14 protein-coding genes are annotated in these 12,289 nt (G+C 32.5%); 8 read left to right on the forward strand and 6 right to left on the reverse strand.

Annotated elements, in window-relative coordinates; all coding sequences use genetic code 11:
- Positions 1 to 78: 78 nt before the first annotated feature.
- On the reverse strand, positions 79 to 1,122 hold the full coding sequence (locus HMPREF2586_RS03150) for a PTS sugar transporter subunit IIC (protein WP_046206715.1): 1,044 nt from the start codon (positions 1,120 to 1,122) through the stop codon (positions 79 to 81).
- A 315-nt stretch (positions 1,123 to 1,437) separates the two neighbouring features.
- Positions 1,438 to 1,869, reverse strand: coding sequence for a 6-pyruvoyl trahydropterin synthase family protein (locus HMPREF2586_RS03155; RefSeq protein WP_046206714.1), 432 nt, complete (start codon positions 1,867 to 1,869; stop codon positions 1,438 to 1,440).
- Between the two features lie 142 nt (positions 1,870 to 2,011).
- On the opposite strand from HMPREF2586_RS03155, the gene HMPREF2586_RS03160 reads away from it, so the two are divergent.
- Together HMPREF2586_RS03160 and HMPREF2586_RS03165 are read left to right on the forward strand one after the other, a co-directional pair.
- Complete coding sequence (locus HMPREF2586_RS03160) at positions 2,012 to 2,365, forward strand: DUF488 domain-containing protein (protein ID WP_046206713.1); 354 nt, start codon at positions 2,012 to 2,014, stop codon at positions 2,363 to 2,365.
- 12 nt (positions 2,366 to 2,377) lie between these two features.
- Positions 2,378 to 3,043, forward strand: a complete 666-nt coding sequence (locus HMPREF2586_RS03165; RefSeq protein ID WP_046206712.1) for a DNA-3-methyladenine glycosylase family protein — start codon at positions 2,378 to 2,380, stop codon at positions 3,041 to 3,043.
- 139 nt (positions 3,044 to 3,182) lie between these two features.
- On the opposite strand, the gene HMPREF2586_RS03170 is transcribed toward HMPREF2586_RS03165, so the two are convergent.
- Together HMPREF2586_RS03170 and HMPREF2586_RS03175 are read right to left on the reverse strand one after the other, a co-directional pair.
- The gene (locus tag HMPREF2586_RS03170; RefSeq protein WP_226857789.1) at positions 3,183 to 3,740 is read right to left on the reverse strand and encodes a M23 family metallopeptidase; all 558 of its coding nucleotides are present in this window, start codon (positions 3,738 to 3,740) and stop codon (positions 3,183 to 3,185) included.
- A 391-nt stretch (positions 3,741 to 4,131) separates the two neighbouring features.
- On the reverse strand, positions 4,132 to 5,070 hold the full coding sequence (locus HMPREF2586_RS03175) for a nucleoside hydrolase (protein ID WP_064209225.1): 939 nt from the start codon (positions 5,068 to 5,070) through the stop codon (positions 4,132 to 4,134).
- A 308-nt stretch (positions 5,071 to 5,378) separates the two neighbouring features.
- On the opposite strand from HMPREF2586_RS03175, the gene HMPREF2586_RS03180 reads away from it, so the two are divergent.
- Together HMPREF2586_RS03180 and HMPREF2586_RS03185 are read left to right on the forward strand one after the other, a co-directional pair.
- Positions 5,379 to 6,347 carry a DMT family transporter gene (locus tag HMPREF2586_RS03180; protein WP_070658011.1) on the forward strand — a complete coding sequence of 323 codons (969 nt, stop codon included), beginning with the start codon at positions 5,379 to 5,381 and terminating at the stop codon, positions 6,345 to 6,347.
- 88 nt (positions 6,348 to 6,435) lie between these two features.
- On the forward strand, positions 6,436 to 7,005 hold the full coding sequence (locus HMPREF2586_RS03185; protein ID WP_103161494.1) for a TetR/AcrR family transcriptional regulator: 570 nt from the start codon (positions 6,436 to 6,438) through the stop codon (positions 7,003 to 7,005).
- Positions 7,006 to 7,130: 125 nt separating this feature from the next.
- On the opposite strand, the gene HMPREF2586_RS03190 is transcribed toward HMPREF2586_RS03185, so the two are convergent.
- Positions 7,131 to 7,898: a trypsin-like serine peptidase gene (locus tag HMPREF2586_RS03190; RefSeq protein WP_080937841.1), complete on the reverse strand. Its 768-nt coding sequence runs from the start codon at positions 7,896 to 7,898 to the stop codon at positions 7,131 to 7,133.
- Between the two features lie 303 nt (positions 7,899 to 8,201).
- Between HMPREF2586_RS03190 and HMPREF2586_RS03195 the strand changes: the two genes are divergently transcribed.
- Positions 8,202 to 9,173, forward strand: coding sequence for an LLM class oxidoreductase (locus tag HMPREF2586_RS03195; protein ID WP_070658012.1), 972 nt, complete (start codon positions 8,202 to 8,204; stop codon positions 9,171 to 9,173).
- A complete protein-coding gene (locus tag HMPREF2586_RS03200; RefSeq protein ID WP_046206707.1) occupies positions 9,157 to 9,390 on the forward strand; it encodes a DUF896 domain-containing protein in 234 nt (77 codons plus the stop codon). Before HMPREF2586_RS03195 ends, HMPREF2586_RS03200 begins: the two co-directional genes overlap by 17 nt.
- 215 nt (positions 9,391 to 9,605) lie before the next feature.
- Here HMPREF2586_RS03200 and HMPREF2586_RS03205 read toward each other — a convergent pair whose 3' ends face one another.
- Positions 9,606 to 10,463, reverse strand: coding sequence for a fructosamine kinase family protein (locus HMPREF2586_RS03205; RefSeq protein WP_070658013.1), 858 nt, complete (start codon positions 10,461 to 10,463; stop codon positions 9,606 to 9,608).
- Between the two features lie 205 nt (positions 10,464 to 10,668).
- Here HMPREF2586_RS03205 and HMPREF2586_RS03210 point away from each other — a divergent pair, with 205 nt between their 5' ends.
- Positions 10,669 to 11,733, forward strand: coding sequence for a quinone-dependent dihydroorotate dehydrogenase (locus HMPREF2586_RS03210; protein WP_064209220.1), 1,065 nt, complete (start codon positions 10,669 to 10,671; stop codon positions 11,731 to 11,733).
- Positions 11,734 to 11,839: 106 nt separating this feature from the next.
- On the forward strand, positions 11,840 to 12,262 hold the full coding sequence (locus HMPREF2586_RS03215; protein WP_070037261.1) for a universal stress protein: 423 nt from the start codon (positions 11,840 to 11,842) through the stop codon (positions 12,260 to 12,262).
- Positions 12,263 to 12,289 lie beyond the last annotated feature (27 nt).

A 12,289-nucleotide genomic window follows, 5' to 3' on the forward strand; every position in this document is an offset into this window, starting at 1 on the left:
TTTTTTAATGTTTTCTCTTACATTTTAACTATACGTATTTTCAATATATTACATTAATCAAGCATATATCTGCTTATTTTATGCTAAAAATTTAAATACTTCCTTATTATATAATTTCAAAACTTTCATATAGAACATATGGATTAAGAAACCTATCATAAACGGAACGACAAAAAAAGCGATAAATACATATAATAGATTAAGTAGTAACGGCGCTTCCATATGTCTAAATGCACTGATTGGCCCAACGAGTCCAATGATACCAAAACCTGCAGATTCTTTGGTACCTGCAATACCTAGCAATGCACCAAAAAAACCAGTGATTAGCGCATTGGTAAAGATAGGTAATAAAATGATAGGATGTCGAACCATATTAGGAATCATCATTTTTACACCACCTAAAAATATTGTGATAGGTACACCTGATCGATTTATTTTCATCGTACCTGCCACGAGAACTCCTTCACATGCTACGATACCTAATGAGGCTGAACCTGCTGCTAAACCACTAATACCAATAGCTAATGCTGTAGCCACTGTAGAAATTGGTGAAATGATGATGAAACTAAAGACAAGTGCAATAAGCATTGACATGATGATAGGTTGTAATTCTGTAAATGTATTAACTAAGTTACCGATACCAGTCGTAATTAATTGTATGTATGGTAATAACGTCAAACCAATCAAACCTGAAATTACACCAACGATGGTTGGTAAAATAATCAATGTGAGACTACCAAAACGTTCACCAATTACCAATATAAAAAATACTGCAATTGCTGCTGTAATCATTGTATTAATTAAGTCTCCTACTCCAGCAAGTACCCATACGCCATCTTTAAATTGCGCAACACCACTGCCAACAAAAGCTGAACTAGCAACTACAGCGGTCGCTAAAGGCGTTAAACTAAAGCGCATTGCAATCAAAGCACCTACCAATAGTGGAACTGTAAATTGAATACCTAAAACAACCTGTAGTAAAGATTCAAAAATGGCATGTTTCGGCGCTAAAAGCTTAAACACCTCACCTAAAATAGCATTAGGTATGAGCCCAGCAACAATTGCAATTGCTACTCCAGATAATACATTATTAATAAATTGTTTCGGACTTACTTTGATCATTGTGTGCCTCCTATGTTGTGATAAATAAAATATACCATATTATCGCAATTTTCAGAATATTTATTTGTGTAAAATTTTCCATTTCAAATTAAAAATGTAGTTAAGTATATTCTCAAAATTTTCCAACTCTACAGTATGCTTACAAATCACAAAAATTGCACACAAAATACGGACAGACATTCATATCTATTGCATGAACTTGTCTATCCGTATACTTTGGTTGCTATTCAAAACGATATTAAACCTTGTTGTCGCTAAAATTTAACATACTCTAGTACATGCGTATTATTGATGAAACCGTGTTATTAACATACCTTATTTTTCGTCCATGAATTCACGCGTCAATACTAAACCTTGTGTTGCATTCTCAAAAAATTCTAGCTTTTGTAGTGTATTTTGCTCTGGCAAGTGTTGCTCAAATTGTTCCCATATCCAAAAGGCAATATTTTCAGCAGTTGTATTCATTGATGGCAATGTTTCATTAACGAGTTGACCATCCAAATAAGTTGCGATTTTTTGATTATATATTTTATCTACTTCATTAAAATCTAATGCCAATCCGGTATCGTCTATTTCAGATAAAATTTCAATATCGAACTTATAATGTTGATTTGCTAAATCTTTGTGTGCTGTTTGACTGAAATATATTCGATTATCACAAGTGAATTCATAATAATTTTTAATAAGCACTGCATTACTACGGTATTTAAATTGTTCGGGTGGTTGTACTTGATCAAAATTCGTCATAGTTAAAATCTCCTTTTCAGCATTATATTTATCTATACCCTTTAAGGTAGAATATATGACCTCTGAGACCTCTGATGTTTTTAATATTAAATTTTAGGCTATAGAAAAATAATTGAAATAATTCAAATTAAAGGAGTATTTTATGACTATTCAAATACAACGCATTTATGAAAAACCACTTAAAGAAGGCGTTCGTGTACTTGTAGACCGTGTTTGGCCAAGAGGTATATCAAAAGATCAGGCCAATTTAGACCATTGGCTAAAAAATATTGCACCTACATCCGAGTTAAGAAAATGGTTCAATCACGATCCTCAACTTTATGCTGCATTTAAAGAAAAATACGAGAAAGAATTACGTGAAAATGAGGAACAACAAGAAGCTTTTAATGAATTGCAAGATATTATTGCTAACAGTAAGCAAGATGTCATTTTGCTATATGGTGCAAAAGATGAGCAACATAACCAAGCAATTGTGTTGCAACAATTATTACAATAAGGTGTGAGTACGATGACTCAGTGGCAAATTGATATAAATGATCCGGCTGTACAAACACTTATGAATCAAGATGAGACACTTGCAAAACTTATAAAGCAAATTGGCAACATAGAAATAACACTACGTACCAATCCGCTAAAATCGTTAATTCGTTCTATCATTGGACAGCAAATTACCAATACTGCCGCTTCAGCAATTTTCCAAAAATTTTCAGATGCTATACACAATCAATGGACCCTTGAATCGATTTTAAGTTTGAAGGAAACACAAATGAAACATATTGGTCTTTCAAAAACTAAAATCAACTATATTCAAAATTTGCTTGCATATATAGAACAAAATAAATTGGATTTTGCTAATTTACATGAATTAGATGATAAAACTGTAAAACAAGTTTTAACACAGGTCAAAGGGATTGGTCGTTGGACATCAGAAATATTTTTAATTTTTACATTAAAACGCGAAAATATATTGCCCATTTTTGATGTAGGTTTACAGAGAGCTGCACAATGGCTATATCAAACCTCAACCGCAGAAAGAAAAAAACAGCTCACTCTCTGTGCAAAACAATGGCATCCATATGCTTCATATGGAGCATTTTACTTGTGGGAAGCAATTCATCGAAATTTATTAAATTACGATTCTATTGACTCAGTTATAGATAAATCAACTTCTTAATAAGTTAATTTTATAGTTCCTAACTATGCCTTCAATATGGTAGAACAAAATTATATAAAATAATTTTGTTCTACCATATTGTTATCATTACATTATTTGGTAAATTGTGCCGTGATAGGCTAAAATATTTTCTAGACATTTATTGCTTATACAAACTTTTTTCACCTTTTGGCAATGATTCTATAAATTTTCTTGGGTTTTCCGCATAATCGTTGCCAACGCCACCTTTCATTCTTTGGAAATGTAGATGCGGTCCTGAAGTTTGAGAACCAGTATTACCAGAAAGTGCGATGATTTTTCCAGCTTCAACTTTGTCTCCAGGTTCCACTTTAAATTCATTTAAATGCATATACCATTGATGGTATACACCATTTTCTTCCCTAATTTGCACTACCTTACCACCTAACTCATTTTCAAAAGTTCTAGTTACCTTACCATCTGTTGCGGCAGTTACTGGTGTGTTTTTAGCTATACCATAGTCGATGCCATAGTGTTTACCATCAAAGTCATTATATTCATAATCACCAAAAGATTCTGTCTCTCTACTAATATTAAAAATACTTCTATCTGTTTCTTTTTCATCTTTATTTCCATCATTTTGTTGCACTAAATTTTCTCTTATATATCGTTGTACCGTATCTATATTTGTTAATAATAGTATTAACGGCACTAACACAATAATTAATAATAGTATCATTTTAAATGTATTTTTCACTATCTGATTCACCTTTTAAATTATGATATTAATATCATAATAAATGCTTTCATCTATATTTTGCTAATTATTCAACTTAAAATCTTCTCATACTTTCGTACTAAATGAATGGCACAAAAATATCAAAACACTTTTAGTAAACATATATCCATTGAATTCAGATATGAAAATCTCTTGATACCATTAATGTAAAATAAACGTCAATTTCTAATTTATTTTACTAGAAACCGACGTTTATTTTCAGTGACAAATATTTAAGCTCTATGCTTTTCTATTATTTTAATAAAATTTAAGAAATGCTAATGCGCACATTCTTACAAGTGATGTATATTAATATCTTCAAAATTTATGAAGCAATACCTATTCATTTAAATTACACGTTATAACTTTCTAACATATGTTCCATCAAAGTCCAAACGCGTTCAACATCTACTGATGTAGCAAAATATGCATTTTTTTCTTTGTTTGTAACATTATTTAAGTCGACTGACATTGTACCGTAAGTGAGTGAACTTTGATGTTCTATGTCGATATGTGTCTGTTGCATGGTAAATAAGTCTGGCTGCAATAAGTATAAAATTGTACACGCATCATGAATAGGACCGCCATCCATATTAAAATGCGTTTTATACGTAGATTTGAAAAATTTTAGTAGTTCAACAACAAATTTGGATATTTTATTATCAATAGCACTAAATCTTTGAATAACTTCATCTGTTGCTAAAACTTGATGTGTCACGTCTAGCCCAAAAACATTAATGTTAATACCACTTTCAAATACACGTGTAGCAGCTTCTGCATCTACCCAGATATTAAATTCAGCAGTAGGTGTCCAATTTCCGAAAGTACCGCCCCCCATGATAGTAATAGAATCAATGTATTGAGCAATACTAGGATCTTTAATTAATGCGGTAGCAACGTTAGTAAGCGGCCCCGTTGCTACAATTGTTACAGGGTCAGAGCTTTGTTTCAATGTTTTAATGATTACATCTGCAGCGTGATATTGTGTTGGTTTCAACGATGGTACTTCTGGTAATTTAGGTCCATCTAATCCAGAATCTCCGTGAATTTCAGAAGCAAACGAAGCAGGTTTTATGAGCGGACGTGAAGCACCTACTGATACTTCGATATCTCGTCTTCCCATAACTTCTAATACATTAAGTGCATTTTTGGTGTTTTTTTCAACTGCTTGATTTCCAGCTACAGTGGTCACTGCTAGTATATCAAGCGTGCTATGTTTCGCACCTGCAAGAATCAATGCTATCGCATCATCATGACCTGGGTCACAATCCATGATTATTTTTTTAGTCATTTAACACACTCCAATCTTCTTATATAAATATAAATTGTACTAACTTTATCTAAGTATCATTTTGAAGTTAATATTTTATTATTAAACACAACTACCTAAATCGCAACAACATGCTTTCAATTATATTGCTCTGTCTTTTTATACTACTGTTAAATCTATCATACTACTTTTCCATTGCATCCGCTTTTTATTTTTCCGAAAATTCACTTATTTTTTTATAAAATATCATCTTATTTGTACGAATTATGTTTGCTGTAATTAAAAAAACTGGTAAGTTAGTATCATTAAACAACTTGAGGTGGTCTTAAATGCGAGCAATTTTAATTGGTATATTAGCTGCTTTCTTTTTTTCTATTACATTCATATTAAACCATGCAATGTCTAACGACGGCGGAAGTTGGCTTTTTAGTGCGTCACTACGTTTTATTTTTATGTTTCCGTTTTTATTAATAATGGTTATTGGGAAGCATAAAACCCGCCATCATGTTGTTCTGTTGCATATTAAACAACATTTTTTCGCGTGGCTATTGTGGAGTTCTCTTGCCTTTGTCTTTTTCTATGTGCCTATAACTTTTGTATCAAATTATAGCCCGGGCTGGCTTATTTCTGCAACATGGCAATTAACTATTATTTGCGGCCTTCTCACTGCTCCTTTTTTCTACACATACATACAACAAGATACAGCTACAATTAAAGTGCGAGAACGAATCGCATGGCGCCCGTTAATTACATCGAGCATTATGATTCTAGGTGTTATTATTGTACAAATACCACACATTTCAAATATAGACTTGCATATATTTTTATTATCGGTTTTACCGTTAATCGTTGCGGCATTTTGTTATCCATTAGGCAATCGTAAAATGATGGTGCTTGTTGGCAATGACTTAAATACGATTGAACGGATTTATGGTATGACCTTAGTCACCTTACCATTATGGTTGCTCATCTTTCTCATTGGATTGGCTAGGCAAGGACCGCCATCTTCAAATCAAATCATGCAAACTTTCTTAGTTGCAATTTTCTCTGGTATTATCGCAACAACATTATTCTTCTATGCTACAAATATGATAAAACACAATCAAACTAAGTTAGCTGCAGTTGAAGCAACACAAGCGATGGAAATCGTTTTTACATTAATTGGTGAAATGTTACTTTTAGGTTTAGCGTTACCAAATATATTGAGTATCGTTGGTATTATGATCATCACATTTGGTATCATTATCTATTGTTTTTTAAATAGTAAAATAAATAATCGTAAAATAGAAATAAAATAATGTTATAGTCAGTTATGTTTATTGACAACTTGTGCGTAAAGCAAGATAATTTGTCTGATGCTAATAACAAATATAGAGGTGTAATCAATTGAATCATACTCATATAGATCCCCGTATTATAAGAACAAAGAAATTATTAATGGATGCTTTTCGTGAAATTGCAAAAGAAAAAAAGTTAGTATCGATTACAGTTAAAGATATCACCGAACGTGCTACTGTCAATCGCGCTACTTTTTATGCTCATTTTTACGATAAATATGACATTATGGATTATACATTGTCTGAAACAATCTTAAAAAATTTAAATCAATCACTCAGTATGGTTGCAGAATTAAATGAAAATGCATTGTGTCAATGTTTTATTACAATCACTAGCTATATTCAAGATACGCACGAAGAGTGCCGTCTAAACAGTGAAGCATATGGTGAAATTGTCGAAAAAAGAATTAAAGAAGAATTAGAAGATATTTTTTTAAAATTAATGTCTGATGAACACAAAGATATAGATAGAGAAACGCTTGCTACAAGTGCACGTTTTCTTTCATGGGGGTTATACGGCATTGCCAAACATTGGTTTCATTCAAGTAAATTGCCTGCTGAAACGTATATCAACAAGTCATTACCCTTCATTACATCACAACTTTCAAAACAAAAATAATTCACATACAATGAGTTTAGACAATGAAAATAGTTGTTCTGTAAACATTCACCCCCTCGTTAAACCATCAGTTATCATAACTTTATTATCACGAGGGGGATAATATATTTGAGTACAACAATTGTTTAAACATTGTGTTTCTTGATAAATTCTAATACTTCACCTGTTATCGCCACTGCATTATTGCTTTCTCCTTCCACTCCTCCGTAATGTAGGCCGATTAGTTCATTATTATCATTAAAGACAGGTGAGCCTGAATTCCCACCAAATGTGCTAGCACTATACGTCAATATGTTATCATTATTACTTTTGACTTTACCGGAACTTTCCCACATCGTTGCTAAAGGTTTGTCACCTGGATAACCAGTAACTGTTATTGGCTCATTGCTCGACACAGTGGTAGATTCTCCAATAGTGGCAGGTGTCACAACATCACCAACCGATTGTCCTTCACTGTTTTTATTAAAATGAATAACTACTAAGTCAGCATCACCAGGATATGCTATCACTTCTTTTGCCTTAAAAGTACCGTACGGAAAACTATTTTCATTTTCAGCAGCGGGCGCAAACGACAGATTTGCATTATTGTTATCCGCTACATGTTTATTCGTCAGCACTGTATTTTTACCAATAACCACACCGGTAGCAATCATTTCTCCTTTTTCTATGTAGCCAATTGATTGGTAATGACTCGTTCGAGTATTTTTAATTTGATGTCTATTTTCACCTGGTAGCATTACCCTTGGCGTGGCAGTACCTATTTGGTTGTGTTCATTACTCTGTTGTGAATCTGGCAAAGTTCCATTTTGCGTTTGTGCTTGCGTCTCATCATTGATAGCGCTTGATAAAAATAATAGAACACCTATAACGATGCTAACTAAAATATTTTTCAACAAAAGTACCTCCTATTTAAAAGATATTACTTTTTAAATTTACAGAATTTTAAGATTTTAATCAATAATCATTAATGTTTCATTATGATTTTATAAATCGTTAATATTCATTCACAAATTCAACAATCATTGGGACATTAACTAAATAACTTAAACAACATATTGCTCACGTTGTTGTTTATACAATGAATCTATAAACATGTTGTTTGCATTATAATAAGTCGTGACATATAATCAATCTAAACAACATATGTTTCTTAGTTTACAATCGTTGTTTAATATGATTGAAGAGGAGGGATAGACGTGACAACAATTCAAACACACAATGGTTTCAAACGAACTTTTCAACAGGAACATTTAACCTTAGGATTAATGTTACCCTTTGACGATTCTGAAAATATCGCATTGCCGTTTGATCAACAAATAGCATTAGTTCAATATGCTGAAAGACTTGGATTCACAAGCTTATTTGTGCGAGATAGTCCTTTATATAGTCCGCATCTTGGTAATGTAACGACAAACTACGATCCGTTTGTATTTTTAACTTTTATCGCTGCCAACACATCCAAAATCGCTCTCGGAACATCTAGTATTGTTGCAACATTACGTCATCCTGTGCATATAGCTAAAGCATCTGCTTCTCTTGATTTAATATCAAACGAGCGATTATTATTAGGGATTGCTACTGGAGATCGGCAATTTGAATTTCCAACTTTTAAAATCAATCCGAATGAGCTAAGTCAACATTTTCAATCAGCTGTATCATCTTTAAAAGAACTATGGCAATCATCATCACCACAAACGTCAAATCATTTATTTGAACTGTATGAAGATTCTGGCCTACAAGTATTACCAAAGCATAAGCATATTCCAATTTTCGCAACAGGATACGCCAAACAACATATGGATTGGTTAAAAACGCATTTGGATGGGTGGTTATTTTATCCTCAACCATTCCAACAACAAAAAGCATTATTACAGCAATGGCATCAAAATGAAACATTCAAACCATTTATGCATCCTTTGGTTATTGATTTATCAGCGAATCCAAATGAACTTGTAAAGCCAGTTAAAGGTGGTTATCGCTTAGGAAGAAACACTTTGTTAAACATCCTAAAAGCGTACGAACGCATCGGAACCAATCATATCATGTTGCAGTTTATAACCAACGACAGAACTTATAAAGATATATTAACAGAGGTCGGCAATGAAATAATCCCACACTTTCCACCTCGACATTTACAGGAGGACAAAATTTATGAAACTACTAGATAGAATTAACCAATTAGCAAATAAAGAAAAAGTACAGCCTTTGACTGTAGAAGAAAAACAAGAACAGCAAGTATTAAGACAAGAATATCTTCAAATGATTCGTGGCCAAGTCGTTAACACATTTTCCACTTTAAAAGTTGTGGATCCTTTAGGTGAAGATGTTACGCCTGATAAAGTTTATAAATTGCGTGAAGAAATGGGCACGCTAAATTTAGATTAATAAGAAACCCGTCAAGCAGAAAATGCTTAACGGGTTTTCTTTGTATCAATTAGATTGAAATATACTAATGATTCAGTTCATCATATTTAATTTTATACTAATCTCATCATTCTAAATGACTATTACCGTCTATTTCATTTTTAAAAATTGTATATTCATCGTGAATACAATGTGTAACGTCACTTTATAACAATAGAAAATCATCTTTATCATGTTTAACCATTTAATATGTTTTCCATGGAGCGATCTACACTGCCTGCATACATACTTCCAAATTTTAATAAATGCACCATTAATAAATATAAACGATAAAATTCTAATCGCTGATTCGCACCTTTACTTAAAGGATAATGCTTATTATAAGCATCATAAAAAGTTTGAGTAAAACCACCGAACACAGTGGTTATACCTAAATCAAACTCTCTATCACCATATAGTGGCGCCGGATCAAACAATGCAGGTTGGCCATTTTCTAAGAACATATAGTTACCACCCCATAAATCACCGTGCAATAATGATGGTTTACTCGTATGATCCCTTAATGAACTTACAATTTTTTCTCTCACTTTATGATAAGTTTTTACATCATCCTCTATCCATAGACCTTGATCTACCAATCTATCTTTTAAATGATCTAAACGTCGTTCAACAAATATAGTCATCCAACTGTCTGACCAATTATTATTAAACGATACATCACCACCTTCATATGGTAAATCAAAGCCAAACTTACCATCTGGCTGCTGTTGTTGATGCATTTTAGCCACCAAGGCTCCAAGCTCGGCTTGGCTTCCTTGTGTTCCTTCATTTAAAAAGCTTAGCAACAGATAGGCATCACCATCGATTTCACCACTATCAATAACGATTGGCGCAGTGATGCCAGATTTCTCAAACAAATTGAGCCCAGCGACTTCTGCAGCAAAAAAATCTTTACTTCTCTGACGCTGTACTAATAAAAAATATGGTGATTGAGATGTTTCTACTCTATATGCTTCGTTAACGTCTCCACCACTTACTGGTACGATAGACCGTATGTTGTCTAATGGTAGTTGTGATTGCCATTGTGTTTTCATAATATTATCCCTCCATCATTCCATCACACAATTATACTATTACCGTTTAATATAAAATTTAATCAAAATCAATGTCTTCCCCAATAATTTGAAGGTTGTATTAACATTACTTATTTACACTAGGCATATGAATGCTAAAATGCTAGTCTATTAAAGACAAATCATTTCATCTACTACTAATTTAAACAAATGGAGCGATGACAACATGTACAAGTTAATTAAACCTATATTATTTCAATTAGACCCTGAAAAGGCGCATGGCATGACGATAAATGCTCTTAAAATCCCACAAAAGCATACTAAATTGTTGCCGATACTTGAAAAATTATTTCATTATCAACATCCGATATTATCGCAAAATATGAAAGGGATACATTTTGAAAATCCAATTGGATTAGCTGCAGGATTTGATAAATCTTGTGAAGTTCCTAAAGCATTAGATAAAGTAGGTTTTGGTGCTTTAGAATTAGGTGGAATAACACCTAAACCACAACCTGGCAATGCTAAACCACGCATGTATCGTTTAGTAGAGGACCATGCTCTGATCAATCGTATGGGATTCAACAATTTAGGTATGAACAAAGCATTGAGCAACTTAAGAAAATTTAGTTACCATACACCTATTGGTATAAATGTAGGTGTAAATAAAACAACACCATATGAATCACGTTATCAAGATTATATAAAAGTCATCGACACATTTAAAAATGACGTTACATTTTTCACTGTTAATATCAGTTCGCCTAACACGGAAAACTTGCAAAGTTTTCATGATAAAAATGAATTTTCTCAATTATGTTCTGCTATACAAAATTACAAAATCCAGCATGAACTAGATGTACCTATTTTTATTAAATTAACATCTGATCTTAGTCCAGAAGGCTTATCACAAATGCTTAAACCCATCACACAAACGTTTGATGGCATCATTTTAGCTAACACTACGCAAAAACGCGAACAGTTACACTCCATTAATCAAAAAGAAACTGGTGGGTTAAGTGGTAAACCTTTATTCGAACGTAATTTAAAACTTATTGCACAAGCATATAGGGAAACGCAGGGGCAGTTTTTAATCATTGGTACGGGCGGTATTTTCACAGTGAATGATGTCATCAAAATGTTACGTCATGGTGCATCATTGGTGCAAATTTATAGTTCTCTCGTATTTGAAGGCCCCGGATTAACTAAAAAGATGAACAAACAACTCGTACAATATTTGCAAAACAATGGATATAATCATGTCAGTGATATCATAGGATTAGATGTGTAAAATATTTTAGTTTTTCTAATCGAATTATTTATTGTAAAATATTAATAGTGAAATTATGATAATTTTTTATTATATAGGGTAAATAATTACTGAAGGAGGCGCTAAAATGTATAAAAATATATTGTTAGCATATGACTTTGATAATTCTTTTAATAATGTTCCCCAAGAATTACAAAATTTAACTACTGGTGTTGATAATGCAAAAATCACTATTTTCAACGTGATACCTGAAGGTGATTTACAAACCTCAGTTCGCTATGATGGCAAACATTTTGAAGAATTAGCTGAAGAAAAAGGCAAAGAGATATCACCTTTTGTAGAAAAACTAGAATCACTCGGCTTAAAAATCCAAGTGAAGTTTCGTTCTGGCTACATTAAACAAGAAATATTAAATGAAATCGAAGAAAACAACTATGATATCGTCGTTATGAGTAATAAACGTGCCAAACCAGACATAAAAAATGTACTAGGTAATGTTACTCATAAAATCGCTAATAGCGCAAATATTCCTGTACTTATTATAAAATAATGTTACACCATTAATAAAACTCATTAT

The sequence above is a fragment of the Staphylococcus sp. HMSC034G07 genome (assembly GCF_001835975.1).
GTDB lineage: Bacteria > Bacillota > Bacilli > Staphylococcales > Staphylococcaceae > Staphylococcus > Staphylococcus ureilyticus.